This is a genomic window from Herbiconiux sp. VKM Ac-1786 (assembly GCF_015350805.1).
Taxonomy (GTDB): domain Bacteria; phylum Actinomycetota; class Actinomycetes; order Actinomycetales; family Microbacteriaceae; genus Herbiconiux.
In genome coordinates this window covers 829,627-849,132 of sequence record NZ_JADKSG010000002.1, presented here as the reverse complement: position 1 = coordinate 849,132, position 19,506 = coordinate 829,627, and the positions used below count along the sequence as shown (strand labels likewise).

The following is a 19,506-nucleotide window of genomic DNA, read 5'->3' as shown; positions in this document are numbered from 1 at the left end:
TGCGGCGACCGAGTGATTCCCGGGAGCCTCCCGGGTGGATGCGAGCGCGGCGGCAGGCGACATCCGACGACGGCCCGTCGCATCCGGCACCCGCACCGAAGTCCTTGTGTTGCGCCGCATGACACGAGCGGATGCACGCCCCGCCGCCGCTCGACAGGATGGACGTCATGACCACCGACCGCCGCCTCAGCATCGTCACCGTGACGGCCCACCGGCCGCACGCGCCGGAGTACCACGCGTACTCGACGATGCTGATGCGCCGCGCGGTCGCGGTGTCGCAGGCCGCGGGCTGGACCGTCGAGGTCGTCGCCGCCGAGGACGCGACCGTCGCCGACACCCTGGCCCGCACCGACGGCGCCGACGCCGTGGTGGTGCTCGGCGGCGAGGACATCGCCCCGGAGCACTACGGCGCCGCCCGCGGCTACCGCGCCGAGGGCCGGCACGCCGAGCGGGCCGACGAGGCGCAGATCCTGCTGGCGCGCCGGTCGGTCGAGCGCGGCACCCCGCTGCTCGGCATCTGCCGCGGTCACCAGATCATCAACGTGGCCCTCGGCGGCACGCTCGTGCAGGACCTGGGGGAGGGCTCGTCCCACCGCCGCGACGGCGAGCCGATCGAGCGCGTCATGTCGACCCACGACGTGGAGCTGACGGCCGGCACCCTGCTCGCCGGGGCGCTGATCGACCGGCTCGGCCGGGTCGTGTCGACCCAGAGTGCCCACCACCAGGCGGTGGCACGGCTCGGCAGCGGGCTCGCGGTCGCCGCCGTCGCCCACGACGGTCTCGTCGAGGCGATCGCGCACCGCGAGGCGCCGGTGCTCGGCGTGCAGTGGCACCCGGAGGACCCGGGAGCGGTGCGCGGCCAGTTCGGCGCCCTGCTCGCGGCGGTCACCGAGCCCGCCCTCGCCGTCGCGGCCTGAGCCCGCCCTCGCCGTCGCGTTCGGAGCCCGCCCGAGCGCCGAACCCTATGTCCGTCCCGCCGTCCGGACTGTCATTGTCGTCGGCGTGTTGCTACTGTGATCGAAGTTGTTGATGTTGCGTGTGTGACTGGAGTTACTCGAGTCGACGCGTCACCCGATCATCAGAGGTCTCTCCATGCCGCTCGACACCACGTCCGCCCGCCGTCGCCGGGTGCCCGCCGTCGCGGCCCTCGCGACCGCCGCCGCCCTCGCGGCGAGCCTGTTCATCGCCTCGCCGGCCGCCGCCACCGACTACCCGTCCTGGAACGACGTCGTCGCCGCGCGCGCCAGCCAGAGCGCCACGCAGAGCAAGGTCGCCGAGCTCGAGGGCCTGATCACCGGGCTGCAGACGCAGGTCGATCAGGCCAAGGCCGCGGCCGCCGAGGCGTGGGTCGCCGACAAGGCCGCTCAGGATGCGCTGTCCGCCCAGACCCGGGCCGCCGAGTCCCTGAAGGCGCAGGCCGACCAGGCGGCGGCCGACGCCGAGGCGTCGAAGAAGCGCGCCGCCGGTCTTGCCGCCCAGTTCGCCCGGAGCGCCGGCAACGACCTCACCTCGCAGCTGATGGTCTCCGGCTCGGGCAGCGACGACCTGCTCTACCAGCTCGGCACCATGTCGAAGCTCTCGGAGACCTCGCAGGAGGTCTTCACGGCCGCCAAGCAGGACCAGAACACCGCCACGGCGCTCACCGAGCAGGCCGAGGTCGCGGAGGCCGAGCTGCAGAAGCTCGCCGACGCGGCGAAGGTCTCGCTGCAGTCGGCCGTCGACGCGCAGAAGGCCGTGCAGTCGGCGCTGCTCGAGCAGGAGGCCCACCAGGCCGAGCTCACGGTGCAGGTGAAGGTGCTGAAGGCCGCGGCCGACACCACCGAGTCGCAGTACAACGACGGCGTGGAGGCCGAGCGTCAGCGGCGCATCGCCGAGGAGCAGGCGGCGGCCGCCGCGGCGGCGGCCGAGGCCGCGGCGCAGCAGGCGGCCGAGGAGGCCGCCCAGAACGCCGGTGGCGGCGGCGGCTCCGACGAGGGCGGCTCGTCCAGCGGTGGCAGCGGCGGTGGCGGCTCGTCCAGCGGCGGCAGCGGTGGCGGCTCCGGCGGAGGCGGCGGAGGTGGTGGCGGCATCGTCGTCAGCCCGCCCGCGCAGTCCTACAGCGGCGCCGCCGTGGTGGCGTACGCCGAGCAGTTCGTCGGCGTGGTGCCCTACGGCTGGGGCGCGAACCCCAATGACTCCTTCGGCTGCGACGGCCTGACCCAGTACGTCTACGGACAGTTCGGCATCTCGCTGCCCCGCATGGTGAGCAACCAGGCCGCCATGGGCGTGCGGGTCTCGGCGCAGGACGCGCAGGCCGGCGACCTCGTGGTCTGGCCCGGAGCGCACATCGGCATCTACGACGGCAATGGCGGAGTCATCCACTCGCCCGACTGGGGCCGCTACGTGACCCACGCCACGAACCTCTGGGGCAGCTACTACTTCGTGCGCCTCGTCTAGAGCGAGCGTGGGCCCGGAAAGCGAGAAGTCCGCCGCAGCCAGGCTGCAGGCGGACTTCTTGTCGCGAGAAGATACTCACGAGGACATCTGTGCCCCCAGTAGGATTTGAACCTACGGCCTTCTGCTCCGGAGGCAGACGCTCTATCCCCTGAGCTATGGGGGCCCGGGGTGCCTGAACAGATTAGCAGGCAACAGCCGTCACGTCCGCCACACGCCACACCGGTACCGCCACCGCCACACCTCCCCGACCCGAGAGGAACGACGCATGCAGCGCTCCGTCACCGCCGCGATCGACGCCACGATCGACCGCGCCACCACCGTCGTGTTCTCGATCGCCGCCGCCGAGGGGGCGGAGCTCTCCCGCGAGGTGATCGAGTACCGCCTCGACGGCGAGCCCGTCGACTTCGAGACGGTGCTCGACCAGCACGGCACCCGACTGCACGTGTTCGACGTGCAGCCCGGCAGCTTCTCGGCCCGCTACGAGGCCACCGCCGAGGGCCGCACGGTGCCGGCGCCGACCGAGACGGTCGACCTCATCCGCTACCTCCGCCCCAGCCGGTACTGCGAGAGCGACACCCTGCTGCCGACCGCGCAGGCCGAGTTCCGCGGGCTCGCCGGCCGCGACCTGCTCACCGCGGTCAGCTCGTGGGTGGGGGAGGAGCTCAGCTACGTGCCCGGCTCGAGCGCTCCCACCGACGGCGCGGTGCAGACCCTGCTCCTGCGCCAGGGCGTCTGCCGCGACTACGCCCACCTCGTGATCGCGCTGCTGCGCGCGCTCGACGTGCCGGCCCGCCTCGCCTCCGTCTACGCCCCGGGCCTGTATCCCATGGACTTCCACGCGGTCGCCGAGGCGCACATCGACGGCGAGTGGCAGGTGGTCGACGCGACCACGCTGGCGCCCCGCGACTCGCTGCTGCGCATCGCCACGGGCCGCGACGCGAGCGACACCGCGTTCCTGACGAACCACGGCGGCTACCTGCGCCTGGATCGCCTCGAGGTCTCGGCCGTCGTCGACGTGCTGCCGAACGACGACATCGACCGCTTGGTGCAGTTGGGCTGACGCCGTCCAGAACCGCCCCGGGCGGTAGGATCGTACGCCGTGACTCCTGAAGCCCTCTCCGCCGCTCTGTTCGCCATCGTGAGCGACCGCCTGGCCGGTGTGCCCGACGTGTCGATCACCGAGTCCGACACCACGGTGGAGCGCCCCCGCAACCGCGACCACGGCGACTGGGCCTCGAACATCGCGATGAAGCTGGCCAAGCGGCTCGGCACGAACCCGCGCGACTTCGCCCTCGAGCTGGCGCCGTTGATCCAGCGCCTCGACGGCGTCTCGGCCGTCGACGTCGCCGGCCCCGGCTTCATCAACATCACCCTCGACGCGGCCGCCGCCGGCGAGATCGCCCGCACCGTCGTCGAGGCGGGCGAGTCGTTCGGCCACAACGCCGTGCTCGCCGGCCACACCATCAACATGGAGTTCGTCTCGGCGAACCCGACCGGCCCGCTGCACATCGGCCACACCCGCTGGGCCGCTCTCGGCGACTCGATCGCGCGCGTGCTCCGCGCATCCGGTGCCGTGGTCACGACCGAGTACTACATCAACGACGCCGGCAGCCAGATGGACACCTTCGGCCTCTCGGTGCTCGCCGCCGCCAAGGGCCTGCCGACGCCCGAGAAGGGCTACCCCGGCCCCTACATCCAGACCCTCGCCCAGCGTGTGCTGGCCGCCGTGCCCGACCTGCTCGACAAGCCCGACGACGAGGCGCTGGCCATCGCCCGCGACCTCGCCTACGACTACCAGCTGGCCGAGATCCAGCAGTCGCTGGAGAACTTCCACGTGCACTTCGACGTGTTCTTCTCCGAGCGCACGCTGCATGCTCCGGATGCGCAGACCGGCCTCACCGCGATCGACGATGCCGAGGCGCGCCTCCGGGCCCAGGGCCACGTCTTCGAGGCCGACGACGCCGTCTGGGTGCGCACCACCGACTTCGGCGACGACAAGGATCGGGTGCTCACCCGCGGCAACGGCGTGGTCACCTACTTCGCGGCCGACGCGGCCTACTACCTCAGCAAGAAGGACCGGGGCTTCGGCGAGAAGATCTACCTCCTCGGCGCCGACCACCACGGCTACGTCGGGCGCCTCAAGGCCCTCGCGGCCGCCGCCGGCGACGACCCCGACACCCTCACGGCGCTGATCGGCCAGCTGGTGAACCTGAACGGCGCGAAACTGTCCAAGCGCGCGGGCAACATCATCGAGCTCGACGACCTGCTCGACTGGCTCGGCGCCGACGCGCTGCGCTACTGGCTCGGCCGCTACCCGGCCGACTCGCCGCTCTCGCTCGACGGCGAGAAGCTGCGCTCGCGCACCAACGACAACCCCGTCTTCTACGTGCAGTACGCGCACGCCCGCACCCGCTCGGTCGCCCGCAACGCGGCCGACGCCGGGGTCACCCGCGCCGACTTCGAGCCGGCGCTGCTCGTGCACCCCACCGAGACGGCGCTGCTGGGTGCGCTGCAGGAGTTCCCGCGCGTGGTCGCGCACGCCGCCGAGCTGCGGGAGCCGCACCGCGTCGCGCGCTACCTCGAGGAGCTGGCCGGCTACTACCACCGCTGGTACGACGCCTGCCGCGTGCTGCCGTTCGGCGACGAGGAGCTCGCCCCGATCCACGGCACGCGCCTGTGGCTGAACGACGCGACGGGCCAGGTCATCCGCAACGGCCTGGAGCTGCTCGGCGTCTCGGCGCCCGACCGTATGTAGGGGAGCGGCCGCGCCGACCGGGCCGTACCGAGCCGTACCGGGCAGGATGGGCTCATGACGACCGAGACGCCGCCCGCCGAGTCCGCGCCCGCCCGCCGCCGCCACCGCCGCTGGCCCTGGGTGCTCCTCGCAGTGCTCGTGCTGCTCGCGGTCGCGCTCGTCGTGGCCGACATCGCCTTCCGCGCCTACGCCCAGAACGAGGCGGCGAGCCAGATCGAGCGGCAGCTGCCCGAGAACGTCGAGGGCGACGTCGACGTGTCCATCGCCGGCTTCTCGTTCCTCGCCCAGGTGGCGGCGGGCCGGCTCGGCGAGGTCACGCTGGACGCCCCGGCCCTCACGGTCAGCGGCATCCCGATCGCGGCCCACGTCGTGGCGACCGGCGTGCCCACCGACCTGACGCAGCCCGTCGAGGACATCAGTGCCACGGTCTCGCTCGAGCAGTCCGCCGTCGACGCGGTCGTCACCCTGCCCGGAGACGCGCAGCTCGCCCTCGGCGACGGCGACGTCTCCTACGAGGGCAGTGTCGACGTGCTGGGGCTGAGCGTCGGCTACCGCGTGACCGGGCAGGTCAGCGCATCCGGAACCGACGTCGTGATCACCCCGCAGAACGCCGAGCTCACCCAGGGCGGCAACTCGCTCGACCTCGGCGGCCTGCTGCAGGGCGTGGCGGGCGACCCGATCACGGTGTGCGTCGCGTCGTACCTGCCGCAGGGCGTCGCGGTCGACTCCCTCGACGTCGCCGGCGGGGGAGCCACCGCGACCCTCTCGGCCCGGGACTTCGTGGTCGACGACGAGAGCCTGCGCACACTCGGCACCTGTTCGTAACAGACGCCGGCGCACCCGCCGCACCCGCTAGAATCGGGGGCACGCGCGGGTGTTCACGCCTCGCGCGACGGCATCAGGGACCAAGCCAGGTCCGCTCGCCCCCAGCGCCGCCCCGCGGCCGCCGCCCGGATCGCCGCCGTCCCTCTGGCCCTCAGCCCGCCCGAGGCCGGCGCCGCTCCCTCCAGCACGCCGCTTCCTCCAGCACTAGGGATCAGCCCCATGACCGTCAGCCCCATCGCCCCCGCCTGGCTGCAGCACCCCGACGACGCGAACGCGCTCGACGCCGCGGTCTGGCCGCGGAACGCCGCCCGCGACGCCTCCGGTGAGATCACCGTCGCCGGGGTCTCCGCCTCCGTCCTGGCCGAGCGCTTCGGCACCCCGCTCTACGTCATCGACGAAGCGGATGCGCGGGGCCGCGCCCGGGGCATCCGCGACGCCTTCGCCGCCGAGGCCGCCGCGATCGGCACCACCGCCACCGTCTACTACGCCGCCAAGGCGCTGCTCACGATCGACGTCGCCCGCTGGATGGCCGAGGACGGCCTCTGGATCGACGTCTGCTCGGGCGGCGAGCTCGCCGTCGCCCTCGCGGCCGGAGCCGACCCCGCGCGCCTCGGCCTCCACGGCAACAACAAGTCCGTCGCCGAGATCGACCGCGCGGTCGGCGCCGGCATCGGCGTGGTCGTCATCGACAGCGCCATCGAGATCGAGCGGGTCGCCGAGGCGGCCGCACGCCACGGCCGCGTGCAGGCCGTGCGCCTGCGGGTGAACAGCGGTGTGCACGCGCACACCCACGACTTCCTGGCGACCGCCCACGAAGACCAGAAGTTCGGTGTGCGGCTCGACCAGGCCGCCGAGTACGCCGCGACCATCCGCTCGCACGACTCCCTGCGCTTCCTCGGCCTGCACTGCCACATCGGCTCGCAGATCTTCGGCTCCGACGGCTTCGCCGAGTCGGCGGCCCGCCTGCTCGAGGTGCACGCCGAACTGCTCGCGGGCGGCGAGGTGCCGGGCCTCAACCTCGGCGGCGGCTTCGGCATCGCCTACACCTCGGCCGATGACCCGAACCCGGTCGCCGAGCTCGCCCACGCCATCGTCGGCTCGGTCGCGCGCGAGTGCGAGCGCCTCGGCATCCCGGTGCCCGCGCTCGCGTTCGAGCCCGGCCGCTCGATCGTCGGCCCGGCCGGCGTCACCCTCTACGAGGTCGGCACGATCAAGGACGTGCTCGTCACCGTGCCGGGGGACGACGCCGCCCCCTCGACCGAGGCCGTGCGCCGCTACGTCAGCGTCGACGGCGGCATGAGCGACAACGCGCGCACCGCGCTCTACGGGGCCGACTACTCGGTGCGCCTGGCGAGCCGGGTGACGGATGCGCAGCCCGCCCTCGTGCGCATCGCCGGCAAGCACTGCGAGAGCGGCGACATCGTCGTGAACGCCGACTACCTCCCCGGGGACGTGCGGCCGGGCGACCTGGTGGCGGTGCCCGCCACCGGCGCCTACTGCTTCTCGCTCTCGAGCAACTACAACTACCTCACCCGGCCGGCCGTCGTGGCGGTCGCCGACGGTGAGGCCCGGGTGCTCGTGCGCCGCGAGACCGAGCACGACCTGCTGGCTCGCGACGCCGGGTACACCGCTGTCGACTACACCGCTGCCAGCAACACCGCCCCCTCCTCTTCCACCGCGAGCAACGGAGCCGCCCGATGATCGACTACCGCAACCTCCGCATCGCGTTGCTCGGCGCCGGCTCCGTCGGCTCGCAGGTCGCACGCCTGCTGCTCGAGCACGGCGACGAGCTGGCCGCCCGGGTGGGCGCCGGCCTGGAGCTCGTGGGCGTGGCCGTGCGCGACGTCGACGCGAAGCGCGACGTCGACATCCCGCGCGAGCTGCTCACCACCGACGCCCTGACGCTGATCCAGTCCGCCGACATCGTGATCGAGCTGATGGGCGGCATCGAGCCGGCCAAGGAGTACATCCTCGCCGCCATCAACTCCGGGGCCGACGTCGTCACGGGCAACAAGGCGCTGCTCGCGACCCACGGCCCCGAGCTCTTCGCCGCCGCCGACCAGGTGGGCGCTCAGCTGTACTACGAGGCGGCCGCGGGCGGCGCCATCCCGATCATCCGCCCCCTGCGCGACTCGCTCGCCGGCGACCGGGTGAAGCGCGTGATGGGCATCGTGAACGGCACGACGAACTTCATCCTCGACCGGATGGACGTGCAGGGCGACAGCTTCGAGAACGCCCTGGCGGTGGCCACCGAGCTCGGCTACGCCGAGGCCGACCCGACCGCCGACGTCGAGGGCTACGACGCCGCGCAGAAGGCCGCGATCCTCGCGAGCCTCGCCTTCCACACGGCGGTGCCGGTCGAGGCCGTGCATCGCGAGGGCATGACCACGGTCACGGCCGCGCAGGTCGAGGCGGCCGAGAAGGCCGGCTTCGTGGTCAAGCTGCTCGCGATCTGCGAGCGGCTGACCGACCCGGCGACCGGTGTCGAGGGCGTCGTCGCGCGCGTGCATCCGGCCCTGATCAGCCGGCGTCATCCGCTCGCCGCGGTGCACGACGCCAAGAACGCCGTCTTCGTGCAGGCCGAGGCCGCGGGCGACCTGATGTTCTACGGCGCGGGCGCCGGCGGCACCGAGACCGCGTCGGCCGTGCTCGGCGACCTCGTCTCGGCCGCGCGCCGCCATGTCGCCGGAGGCCCGGGCGTGGGGGAGTCGGTGCACGCGAACCTGCCGGTGTTCGACATCGGCTCGGTCACCACCCGCTACCAGCTGACCCTCGTGGTCACCGACAAGCCCGGTGTGCTCGCCCAGATCGCCGGCCTGTTCAGCGAGCACGGCGTCTCGGTCGAGGCGCTGCAGCAGACCGTCGCGAGTGCCGCGGCGGGCCGGTCGGGCGATCAGCCGCTCACCGCTACCCTTGTGATCATCACGCACGAAGCCACGGAGGCCGCACTCGCGGCCACGGTGGCCGCTGTCTCGGCCCACGACGCCGTCGTTCGGGTCGAGTCAGTGCTACGAGTTGAAGGAGACACGCCCTAGTGGCCGACACCACCGCCCGCATCCCCTCCCGCGGCATCGAGTCACGCGGCATCGCATCACGCCAGTGGCGCGGGGTCCTGCGCGAATACGCCGACCGCCTCGACATCACCGACGCGACGCCCGTCGTCACGCTCGGCGAGGGTGGCACTCCTCTCATCCCGGCCCCCGCACTGTCGGCCCGCACCGGTGCGAAGGTCTACATCAAGTACGAGGGCATGAACCCGACCGGCTCCTTCAAGGACCGCGGCATGACGATGGCCATCTCCAAGGCCGTCGAGCACGGTGCGAAGGCCGTCATCTGCGCCTCCACGGGCAACACCTCCGCCTCGGCGGCGGCCTACGCCACCCACGCCGGCATCACCGCCGCCGTGCTGGTGCCCGAGGGCAAGATCGCGCTCGGCAAGCTCAGCCAGGCCATCGCGCACAACGCGCAGCTCATCCAGGTGCAGGGCAACTTCGACGACTGCCTCGACCTCGCCCGCGACCTGGCGGCGAACTACCCGGTGCACCTCGTCAACTCGGTGAACCCCGACCGCATCGCCGGTCAGAAGACCGCCGCCTACGAGGTGGTCGAGGTGCTGCAGGATGCGCCCGACTTCCACCTGCTGCCGGTCGGCAACGCGGGCAACTACACCGCCTACTCCCGCGGCTACACCGAGGAGCTCGAGCGCGGCGTCACCACGAAGCTGCCCCGCATGTTCGGCTTCCAGGCCTCGGGCAGCGCGCCCATCGTGCTCGGTGAGATCGTGCGCAACCCCGACACCATCGCCAGCGCCATCCGCATCGGCAACCCGGCGTCGTGGGAGCTCGCGATCGCGGCCCGTGAGGCCACCGACGGCTACTTCGGTGCCATCAGCGACGAGCACATCCTCGCGGCGCACCGCCTGCTCTCGGCCGAGGTCGGCGTGTTCGTCGAGCCCGCGTCGGCGATCGGTGTGGCCGGTCTGCTCGAGCGCTCCGAGGCCGGGGTCATCCCGGCCGGTGCGACCGTCGTCATCACGGTCACGGGCCACGGACTGAAGGACCCGCAGTGGGCCCTCCGCACCGAGGACGGCGGAGAGGTCACCCCGACGATCGTCCCCGTCGACGCCGCGGAGGTCGCGGGCGTGCTCGGGCTGCAGAAGGCGGCCCTGTGAGCGCGGCTGCGGACGGCGGCCCGGTGAGCGCGGCCGCGTCGGCCGGCCCCCGGGTCGGCACCTCGGTCACGGTGCGGGTTCCGGCGACCACCGCGAACCTCGGCCCCGGCTTCGACACGCTGGGCCTCGCGCTCGCGCTCTACGACGAGCTGACGGTCACGGTCCGCTCCGAGCCGGGCGTCTTCGTCGACGTGCACGGTGTCGGTGCGGGGGAGGTGCCCACCGACGAGTCGAACCTCGTGGTGCGCGCGATCGCCCACACCTTCGCGGCGCTCGGCCAGGAGATGCCGGACCTCCACCTCGAGGCGCACAACGTCATCCCGCACGGCCGCGGCCTCGGCTCCTCCGGTGCCGCCATCGTGTCCGGCATCATGGCGGCCAAGGGCCTGCTCGAGGGCATCGTCGAGATCGACTCGCTCGGGCTGCTGGCGCTGGCGACCGAGCTCGAGGGCCACCCCGACAACGTCGCTCCGGCCCTCTTCGGCGGCCTCACCATCGCGTGGGTCACGCCCGAAGGCCCGCAGTCGAAGAAGCTGATCGTGCACCGCGGCGTCTCGCCGCTCGTGCTCGTGCCGCACGAGACCATGTCGACGGCGCTGGCACGGAGTCTGCAGCCCGAATCCGTGCCGCACGCCGACGCGATCTTCAACGTCTCGCGCTCCACGCTCCTGATCGCGGCGCTCATCCAGAGCCCCGAGCTGCTGCTCGCGGCCACCGAGGACAAGCTGCACCAGAGCTACCGGGCGAGCGCCATGCCCGAGACCGACCGGCTCATCCGGGCGCTGCGGGCGGAGGGCTTCCCGGCCGTCGTCTCGGGTGCCGGGCCGAGCATCCTGGTGCTCTGCAGCGACCCCGGACAGCGTCAGGCCGCGGCCGAGCTGGTGGCCGCGAAGGCCGCGACACCCTGGGAATCGCTCGTTCTGGCCGTGGACTTCAAAGGTGCTACAGTGGTCGTGCACCCGGAGAATCAGAACTAGCCTCAGTTTTCGCAGATCTGACATTCTGCGCATCTGATGTCTTGTGCATCTGATCACCATCCCTGGTCGCATTTCCTCAACTCATTTCCTGCCGCGTGCAGAGACGTATCCGGCTCGTGTTGCATCCCGCTGCTTCTGCAGTGTGATTCCTCGCAGCTGTCTGCGTCCCCCTTCCGCAGCAGTTCTCTGCCTCGCCTCTGATGCCGGCAGGGGAAGGACACCATCTCCGTGACTGACGTCAACACCACCCCCGAGCTCTCGACGCTCAAGGTCTCCGAGCTGCAGGCCATCGCCGCGCAGCTCGGCATGGCCGGCGCCTCGAAGCTCCGCAAGGGCGAGCTCGTCGAGGCCATCCGCCGTGTGCAGCAGGGCGACGACCTGCCCGCTGCCACCGCGGCCACGCTCGACCTGCCCGTCGATGCGCTCTCCTCCGAGGCTCCGGCCGCCGATGCCGCGGCGCCTGCTGCTGAGGCGCCTGCCGCCGAGGCCCCTACTGCCGAGGCCCCTGCCGCTGAGGCGCCCGCCACCGAGGCCCCCGCTGCGGAGGCGCCGGCTGCCGACCTGGCCGGCCCCATCATCCCCGACGAGCTGCTCCGCGCGGCTCCCGCCACCGGATCGGCCCCCAAGGAGCCGATCGTGATCGAGCTCCCCGAGGGCCCGGTCTCACCCAAGCGCCGCTCGCGCCGGGTCACGACCGAGCGGGTCAGCACCGAGCGTGTCAGCGCCGGTGGTCACGCCAACCACGAGAGCGCCGAAGCGCCCATCCTCCCGGCCGACGCCGCGAGCACCGCCGGTACGAGCACCGCCGGCACGAGCACCGACGCCCCGGCCGAGGGCGGCAGCGCCGCGTCCTCCACGGAGCAGGGCGAGCAGTCCGAGCAGACCGAGCAGGCGCCCCGCGAGGGTCGCGGCCGTGGTCGCAACCGCCGTGGACGCGGGGGCAACGCCGCCGAGAACACCGACGGCTCCGCGCAGAACGGTCAGCAGCAGAACGGCCAGAACGGGCAAAACGGTCAGAACGCCCAGAACGGCCAGCAGCAGAACGGCCAGAACGCGCAGAACGACCGCCAGAACGGTCAGCAGAATGACCGCGGCGACCGCCAGAACGGTCAGCAGAACGACCGTGGCAACGACCGCCAGAACGGTCAGCAGCAGAACGGTCAGCAGCAGAACGATCGCGGCAACGACCGCACCGACCGCACCGACCGCGGCGACCGCCAGAACGACCGCGCCAACGACCGCGGCGCCGAGCGCAACGACCGCAGCGACCGTTCCGACCGCTCCGAGCGCAGCCAGGGCGAGCCGAGCGAGGCCCGCCAGCAGGAGCAGTTCGACGAGCGCCGCAACGGCGAGCAGGGCGACCGCAGCGAGCGGGGCGCCCGCAACCGCTACCGCGACCGCAAGCGTCGCGGCCAGACCGGTGGCGACGACGTCGAGCCCGAGATCTCCGAGGACGACGTGCTCATCCCCGTGGCGGGCATCCTCGACATCCTCGACAACTACGCCTTCGTGCGCACGAGCGGCTACCTGCCGGGCAACAGCGACGTCTACGTCTCGCTCGGCCAGGTCAAGAAGTACAACCTCCGCAAGGGCGACGCCGTCGTGGGCTCGATCCGCCAGCCGCGCGAGGGCGACTCCAACGGCCGCCAGAAGTACAACGCGATCGTGCGCATCGAGTCGATCAACGGCCTGCCCGTCGACGAGGCGCAGAACCGCGTCGAGTTCGGCAAGCTGACCCCGCTCTACCCCCAGGAGCGCCTGCGCCTGGAGACCGAGCCCGGCAAGCTCACCCAGCGCATCATCGACCTGGTCGCCCCCATCGGCAAGGGCCAGCGCGGCCTCATCGTCGCGCCGCCCAAGGCCGGCAAGACCATCGTGCTGCAGCAGATCGCCAATGCGATCTCGACCAACAACCCCGAGGTGCACCTCATGGTCGTGCTGGTCGACGAGCGGCCCGAAGAGGTCACCGACATGCAGCGCACCGTCAAGGGCGAGGTCATCGCCTCGACCTTCGACCGTCCGGCCGAAGACCACACCACGGTCGCCGAGCTCGCCATCGAGCGCGCCAAGCGACTAGTGGAGCTCGGTCACGACGTCGTCGTGCTGCTCGACTCGATCACCCGACTCGGCCGCGCCTACAACCTGGCGTCGCCGGCCTCGGGCCGCATCCTCTCGGGCGGTGTCGACGCTTCGGCGCTGTACCCGCCGAAGCGCTTCTTCGGAGCCGCGCGCAACATCGAGAACGGCGGCTCGCTGACCATCCTCGCCACCGCGCTGGTCGAGACCGGCTCGAAGATGGACGAGGTGATCTTCGAGGAGTTCAAGGGCACCGGCAACTCCGAGCTGCGCCTCTCGCGTCAGCTCGCCGACAAGCGCATCTTCCCGGCGGTCGACGTGAACGCGTCGAGCACCCGCCGCGAGGAGCTCCTGATGGGCGCCGACGAGACCAAGATCACCTGGAAGCTGCGTCGCGCCCTCGCCGGTGTCGACCCGCAGCAGGCGCTCGAAATCGTGCTCGGCCGCCTCAAGGAGACCTCCTCGAACGTGGAGTTCCTGATGCAGGTGCAGAAGTCGATGCCCGCCCCTGCGCAGGGCCACGGCAACCACAGCGCGTCGAACCACAGCAACGGCTTCGGCGCCCACAAGGGCGAGTGATGTTCGAGTCGGTGGCCACGCTGCAGGCCGAGCACGACGACCTGCAGCGCCAGCTGAGCGATCCCGAGCTGCACGGCGATCCGGCGCGCTCCAAGCGCGTCAACCGCCGCTACGCCGAGCTCAGCCGCATCGTGGCCGCGCACACGGCCTGGCAGCAGAGCGTCGACGACCTGGAGGCGGCCCGCGAGCTGGCCTCGGAGGACCAGGCGTTCGCCGACGAGGTGCCCGCGCTGGAGGCGACGGTCGCCGAGAACGAGGAGCGCCTGCGGCGGCTGCTCATCCCGCGCGACCCCGACGACGCCCGTGACGTGATCATGGAGATCAAGGCCGGCGAGGGCGGCGCGGAGAGCATGCTCTTCGCCGCCGACCTGCTGCGCATGTACCTCCACTACGCCGAGTCGAAGGGCTGGAAGACCGAGCTCCTCGAGCGCACCGAGAGCGATCTCGGCGGCTACAAGGACGTGCAGATCGCCGTCAAGGGCCGCTCCACCGACCCGGCCGAGGGCGTCTGGGCGCACCTGAAGTACGAGGGCGGCGTGCACCGTGTGCAGCGTGTGCCGGCCACCGAGTCGCAGGGGCGCATCCACACCTCCGCGGCCGGCGTGCTCGTCTTCCCCGAGGTCGACGAGCCCGAGGAGGTCGAGATCAGCCCGAACGATCTCAAGATCGACGTCTTCCGCTCGTCGGGCCCGGGCGGCCAGTCGGTGAACACCACCGACTCCGCCGTGCGCATCACCCACCTGCCCACGGGCATCGTGGTGTCGATGCAGAACGAGAAGAGCCAGCTGCAGAACCGCGAGGCCGGCATGCGCGTGCTGCGCGCCCGCATCCTCGCCAAGCAGCAGGAGGAGCTCGACGCCGAGGCGAGCGCCGCGCGCCGGAGCCAGATCCGCACGGTCGACCGCTCGGAGCGCATCCGCACCTACAACTTCCCCGAGAACCGCATCGCCGACCACCGCACCGGCTACAAGGCGTACAACCTCGACCAGGTGATGGACGGCGCGCTCGAGCCGATCATCCAGTCCGCCATCACCGCCGACGAGGAGAGCCGCCTGGCCGCCCTCGGCGGCGACGCGTGACGCCGGAACGACGGACGATCCCCGGATGACCCTCATCGACACCGCGACCGGCGCCCCCGCCACCGTGCGCTCGATCTTCGAGCGCTCGAGCGCGATCCTCCGTGCGAGCGGGGTGACCGACCCCGAGGTCGACGCCGAGCTGCTGATCGGGCACGTGCTCGGCGCCTCGCGCGGCCGGGTGCAGTCGCTCGTGGTGACGGACGTGGCCCTCGGCGCCGAGGACACCGTCGCGATCGCCGAGGCGGTCGAGCGCCGCGCGGCCCGCGAGCCGCTGCAGCACATCACCGGTGTCGCGTGGTTCCGCTCGCTCGAGCTCGCGGTCGGCCCCGGGGTCTTCGTGCCCCGGCCCGAGACCGAGTTCGTGGCGCAGCTGGCGATCGACGCCCTGCGCGCGGTGGTGCCCGCGGAGGGCGCGCATCCGCTCGCCGTCGACCTCGGCACGGGCAGCGGGGCCATCGCGCTGGCGCTGGCCACCGAGGTGCCCCACGCCGAGGTCGTGGCGGTCGAGAACTCGACCGAGGCCTTCATCTGGGCGAAGCAGAACCTGCGCTCGGTGGGCGCCGAGAACGCCCGCATCGTCTTCATCGATCTGGCGGATGCGCTGCCCGAGCTCGACGGCACCGTCGACGTCGTGGCGTCGAACCCGCCCTACATCCCGGTCGGTGCGATCCCGCGCGACCCCGAGGTGCGCCTGCACGACCCCGAGCACGCGCTCTACGGCGGAACGGACGGCCTCGACGTCGTCCGCGACGTGTCCGCGACGGCGAAGCGGCTGCTCCGCCCGGGCGGCAGCCTCGTGATCGAGCACGGCGACCTCCAGGGCGCCGAGATGCGCGAGCTCCTCGGCGCCGACGGATGGCGGGCCGTGGCCACCCACCGCGACCTCACGGGGCGCGACCGGGCGACCACGGGCATCCGCTGATCACGGGACGCCCAGCGCTCTGCCTCTAGGATTCTCGGTATGGAACCCATCAGCTTCACATTCGGCATCGTCGGCCTGATCATCTTCATCGTGACGGTCGTGTCGATCGTCAAGAACCCCAACCACGGCGGGCTCGGCAAGTTCATCTGGATCCTGGTGGCTTTCTTCCTGTCAATCCTCGGCTCGATCCTCTGGCTGATCTTCGGCCGCGGGCGCGTCCCCAAGCGCTGAGCTCCTCCCGGGGCCCCCGGGCCTGCCGGGCCTCCCGGGGCTTCCGGGGGTGCCCCGCTATCATGAAGGTGCAATGGCTTCCCTTTACGACTGCTCCGTGTCCACCGAGCTCCTGAGCGGCATGCGCCTCGCCCGTGCCGCCATCGCCCGTGGCGAGCTCGCCGTCATCCCCACCGACACGGTGTACGGGCTCGCGGCCGACGCGTTCCAGCCGCGTGCGGTGCAGCGCCTGCTCGACGCCAAGGGCCGCACCCGCCAGTCGCCGCCGCCCGTGCTGATCCCCGGATCGCCGACCCTCGACGCCCTCGCCGTCGGCATCCCGGCCTCGGCCCGCGACCTGGTCGACGCCTTCTGGCCGGGCGGGCTGACGCTCATCCTCCGGGCGACCCCGTCGCTCGCCTGGGACCTCGGCGACACCGGGGGCACCGTCGCCCTGCGCATGCCGAGCGACCCGATCGCGCTCGAGCTGCTCGCCGACACCGGCCCGCTCGCGGTGTCCAGCGCCAACCTCACCGGGCAGCCGGCCGCCACCACGGCGCAGCAGGCGCTCGACATGCTCGGCGACAGCGTGACCGTCTACCTCGACGGGGGAGAGCGCCCGCAGGCTGTGGCCTCCACCATCGTCGACGCCACACGCCCCGACGGCACCCTGCGCGTCGTGCGGCACGGTGCCGTCTCCGACGAGCGGCTGCGCGAGGTCGTCGGCGAGCTGCTCCTGCCGGAAGCGGATGGTACGGCCCCCGACTCCTCTCGGCCCGACTCCTCTGGGCCCGGCGCCTGACGTGCGCTTCTACCTCCTCGTCGCCCTCGTCTCGGCCGTCGTCACCTTCGGTCTGACCTGGGTCATCTACAAGCTCAGCCACCGCTACCGGCTGTACCCGAAGATCCGCGAGCGCGACGTGCACACGCGGCCCACACCGCGGCTCGGTGGGATCGCGATGTTCCTCGGTGTCGTCGTCGCCATCGGGGTCGCGTCGCAGATCAGCTGGTTCCGGCTGGTGTTCGCCGAGCCCGGCAAGGTCTGGGCCATCCTCGGCGCCGCGCTGATCATCGTGGTCATCGGCGTGGCCGACGACATCTGGGACCTGGACTGGCTCACCAAGCTCGCCGGTCAGATCCTCGCGGCCGGGCTCCTGGCCTGGCAGGGCGTGCAGATCCTCTCGCTGCCGATCGGCGACACCCGCGGCATCGGCTCGCCGGCCATGTCGCTGATCATCACGATCCTCGCGGTCGTGCTGGTGATGAACGCCATCAACTTCATCGACGGGCTCGACGGGCTCGTCGCCGGGGTCGCCCTGATCGCGAACGGCGTGTTCTTCCTCTACAGCTACCTGCTGGCCCAGGAGACCTCGCCGACCGACTACTTCAACCTCGCCTCGCTGATCACCGCGGTGCTGATCGGCGCCTGCGCCGGCTTCCTGCCGCTGAACTTCCACCCGGCGAAGCTGTTCATGGGCGACGCGGGCGCGCTGCTCGTCGGCCTCCTGATGGCCACCAGCGCCATCGCGGTCACCGGCCAGGTCGACCCGGCCCAGCTCGGCCGCTCGGAGCTCCTGCCGGCGTTCATCCCGATCCTCTTGCCCTTCGCGATCCTGATCATCCCGCTGCTCGACTTCAGCCTCGCCGTCATCCGGCGGCTGCGGGCGGGCAAGAGCCCGTTCAGCGCCGACCGGAAGCACCTGCACCACCGGCTGCTCGACATGGGCCACAGCCACCTGCAGGCCGTGCTGATCTTCTACTCCTGGACGGCCGTCATCTCGATCGGCTGCCTGCTGTTCTTCGTGCTCGACCCGTACTGGCCCGCGTTCATCGTGCTCGGCCTCGGCATCGCGGTCTGCACGGTCGTCACCCTGTCGCCGCTCAGCCGCGCCAAGCGCCGCGAGTTCGCCGCCCAGTCCGCCGACGCGGGCACCCTCGAAGCCCGTGCCAAAGCCGGCGACGACCCGCTCGACGCGGCCGCCGACGACATCAAGGAGTCCACCCCGTGACCGTGAACGAACCCGCACCGCGGGGCAACTACCCGACGCCGTCCTCGACGGGGGTGTTCTCGACGATCCTGAAGTGGGATGCGGTGCTCGCCCTGGTCATCGCCGTCGTCGGGGGAGTGGTCGGCTACCTGGTCGACGGCTGGACGGGGGCGATCAGCGCCCTCATCGGCACGGTCATGGTGCTGGTGTTCGCGGGGATCACCGCGGCGAGCATCCTCGTGGCCAACCGCTTCGCCGCGTCACCGCTGTTCACGACGCTGTTCTTCGTGATCGTGCTCGGCTCGTGGATCGTCAAGTTCGCGCTGTTCATCGTGCTGGTGGTGCTGCTGCGCGGAGCCGACTTCACCAACGACGTCGTGCTGTTCCTCAGCATCGTGGTCGCCGTCATCGGCACCCTCGTGGTCGACGTCGTGGTGGTGGCGCGCAGCCGCATGCCCTACGCCTCGGACGTGCGCCTTCCCGGCCCGCAATGAGGGTCGCCAGGATTCGTCAGGATGCCCTAAGTATTGATAGGGTTGTCAAGATCGTTCCGCCGCGGGACAATGCCTTCGCATTCTCCCTGCAGCACCCCTCCCACCCGCTCGTCGTCGCGAGAACTATGAACAGTTCCACGCCCCGAACAGGAGATAGCGCTGATAGCTAACGCTGTGCACCTGCTAGCCCCCATGGCAACCTCCGATGACGGTGGTTTCCACGGTCCGTCCATCGAAGAGTTCTTCCCCGAAGTCATCTTCTTCGCGGGCACGCCGTTCGAGATGAACCGCATCATCCTCATCCGCTTCCTCGCGGTGCTGGCGATCGTGCTGATCTTCTGGATCGGCACGCGCCGCATGAAGGTGGTGCCCGGCCGCTTCCAGTCCATCGTCGAGATGGGGCTCGACTTCGCTCGGGTCAACATCGCCGAAGACCTCCTCGGCAAGAAGGACGGCCGTCGCTTCCTTCCGCTGATCACCACCATCTTCTTCATGGTGCTGTTCATGAACATCACGGGCATCATCCCGTTCCTGAACATCGCCGGCACGTCGGTGATCGGTGTCCCGCTGGTGCTCGCCGTCGTGGCCTGGTTCGCGTTCATCTACGCGGGCATCAAGAAGCACCCGGGTGCCTTCTTCAAGAACGCGCTCTTCCCGCCCGGTGTGCCGAAGGCGCTCTACATCATCGTGACGCCGATCGAGCTGGTCTCGACCTTCGTGCTGCGCCCGGTGACGCTGACGCTGCGACTGCTCATGAACATGGTCGTCGGCCACCTGCTGCTCGTGCTGTTCTTCTCGGCCACGCAGTTCTTCTTCTTCACGGCGACGCAGACGAACTTCTTCTACTCGCTGTTCGGCGTCGGCACCCTGGCCTTCGGTTTCGTGTTCACCCTCTTCGAGGTGCTGGTCGCGGTTCTGCAGGCCTACGTCTTCGCTCTTCTCACCACTGTCTACATCCAGCTCGCGCTGGCTGAGGAACACTAAGCGGTTCAGG

17 protein-coding genes and 1 tRNA gene are annotated in these 19,506 nt (G+C 71.3%); 17 read left to right on the top strand and 1 reads right to left on the bottom strand.

The genetic code is table 11. The features are described from left to right. The first annotated feature begins 167 nt into the window (after positions 1 to 167). Together ITJ64_RS14945 and ITJ64_RS14940 are read left to right on the top strand one after the other, a co-directional pair. The gene (locus ITJ64_RS14945) at positions 168 to 917 is read left to right on the top strand and encodes a gamma-glutamyl-gamma-aminobutyrate hydrolase family protein (RefSeq protein ID WP_194681526.1); all 750 of its coding nucleotides are present in this window, start codon (positions 168 to 170) and stop codon (positions 915 to 917) included. A gap of 175 nt (positions 918 to 1,092) precedes the next feature. Then, positions 1,093 to 2,436, top strand: coding sequence for an NlpC/P60 family protein (locus ITJ64_RS14940; protein WP_194681525.1), 1,344 nt, complete (start codon positions 1,093 to 1,095; stop codon positions 2,434 to 2,436). 90 nt (positions 2,437 to 2,526) lie between these two features. Here the strand turns inward: ITJ64_RS14940 and ITJ64_RS14935 are convergent. Further along, positions 2,527 to 2,599 (bottom strand) — tRNA-Arg (locus tag ITJ64_RS14935). A 102-nt stretch (positions 2,600 to 2,701) separates the two neighbouring features. On the opposite strand from ITJ64_RS14935, the gene ITJ64_RS14930 reads away from it, so the two are divergent. The 15 genes from ITJ64_RS14930 (at position 2,702) to atpB (ending at position 19,496) form a co-directional block, all read left to right on the top strand. Beyond that, entirely contained in the window at positions 2,702 to 3,496 is a 795-nt protein-coding gene (locus ITJ64_RS14930) for a transglutaminase family protein (RefSeq protein ID WP_173181216.1), read from the top strand. 39 nt (positions 3,497 to 3,535) lie between these two features. After that, positions 3,536 to 5,191: an arginine--tRNA ligase gene (argS, locus tag ITJ64_RS14925; protein WP_194681524.1), complete on the top strand. Its 1,656-nt coding sequence runs from the start codon at positions 3,536 to 3,538 to the stop codon at positions 5,189 to 5,191. Between the two features lie 54 nt (positions 5,192 to 5,245). Further along, positions 5,246 to 6,016 (top strand): DUF2993 domain-containing protein, encoded by a 771-nt coding sequence (locus ITJ64_RS14920; protein WP_194681523.1) that lies wholly within the window; start codon positions 5,246 to 5,248, stop codon positions 6,014 to 6,016. Positions 6,017 to 6,235: 219 nt separating this feature from the next. Then, entirely contained in the window at positions 6,236 to 7,717 is a 1,482-nt protein-coding gene (lysA, locus tag ITJ64_RS14915) for a diaminopimelate decarboxylase (RefSeq protein ID WP_194681522.1), read from the top strand. Then, positions 7,714 to 9,051 (top strand): homoserine dehydrogenase, encoded by a 1,338-nt coding sequence (locus ITJ64_RS14910; protein ID WP_194681521.1) that lies wholly within the window; start codon positions 7,714 to 7,716, stop codon positions 9,049 to 9,051. Before lysA ends, ITJ64_RS14910 begins: the two co-directional genes overlap by 4 nt. 50 nt (positions 9,052 to 9,101) lie before the next feature. Continuing rightward, on the top strand, positions 9,102 to 10,187 hold the full coding sequence (gene thrC, locus ITJ64_RS14905; protein WP_194682174.1) for a threonine synthase: 1,086 nt from the start codon (positions 9,102 to 9,104) through the stop codon (positions 10,185 to 10,187). 23 nt (positions 10,188 to 10,210) lie between these two features. Then, on the top strand, positions 10,211 to 11,164 hold the full coding sequence (gene thrB, locus ITJ64_RS14900; RefSeq protein WP_194682173.1) for a homoserine kinase: 954 nt from the start codon (positions 10,211 to 10,213) through the stop codon (positions 11,162 to 11,164). Between the two features lie 228 nt (positions 11,165 to 11,392). Further along, complete coding sequence (gene rho / locus ITJ64_RS14895) at positions 11,393 to 13,819, top strand: transcription termination factor Rho (protein WP_194681520.1); 2,427 nt, start codon at positions 11,393 to 11,395, stop codon at positions 13,817 to 13,819. Continuing rightward, entirely contained in the window at positions 13,819 to 14,898 is a 1,080-nt protein-coding gene (gene prfA / locus ITJ64_RS14890) for a peptide chain release factor 1 (RefSeq protein ID WP_194681519.1), read from the top strand. Before rho ends, prfA begins: the two co-directional genes overlap by 1 nt. A 25-nt stretch (positions 14,899 to 14,923) precedes the next feature. Beyond that, complete coding sequence (gene prmC / locus ITJ64_RS14885) at positions 14,924 to 15,820, top strand: peptide chain release factor N(5)-glutamine methyltransferase (RefSeq protein ID WP_194681518.1); 897 nt, start codon at positions 14,924 to 14,926, stop codon at positions 15,818 to 15,820. A 39-nt stretch (positions 15,821 to 15,859) separates the two neighbouring features. Next, positions 15,860 to 16,051, top strand: a complete 192-nt coding sequence (locus ITJ64_RS14880) for a PLDc N-terminal domain-containing protein (RefSeq protein WP_194681517.1) — start codon at positions 15,860 to 15,862, stop codon at positions 16,049 to 16,051. A gap of 73 nt (positions 16,052 to 16,124) precedes the next feature. Beyond that, on the top strand, positions 16,125 to 16,832 hold the full coding sequence (locus ITJ64_RS14875) for an L-threonylcarbamoyladenylate synthase (RefSeq protein WP_194681516.1): 708 nt from the start codon (positions 16,125 to 16,127) through the stop codon (positions 16,830 to 16,832). A gap of 1 nt (position 16,833) precedes the next feature. Continuing rightward, positions 16,834 to 18,039 carry an MraY family glycosyltransferase gene (locus ITJ64_RS14870; protein WP_194681515.1) on the top strand — a complete coding sequence of 402 codons (1,206 nt, stop codon included), beginning with the start codon at positions 16,834 to 16,836 and terminating at the stop codon, positions 18,037 to 18,039. Continuing rightward, the gene (locus ITJ64_RS14865; protein WP_228508685.1) at positions 18,036 to 18,512 is read left to right on the top strand and encodes a hypothetical protein; all 477 of its coding nucleotides are present in this window, start codon (positions 18,036 to 18,038) and stop codon (positions 18,510 to 18,512) included. Before ITJ64_RS14870 ends, ITJ64_RS14865 begins: the two co-directional genes overlap by 4 nt. A 192-nt stretch (positions 18,513 to 18,704) precedes the next feature. Further along, a complete protein-coding gene (atpB, locus tag ITJ64_RS14860) occupies positions 18,705 to 19,496 on the top strand; it encodes a F0F1 ATP synthase subunit A (RefSeq protein WP_194681514.1) in 792 nt (263 codons plus the stop codon). Positions 19,497 to 19,506 lie beyond the last annotated feature (10 nt).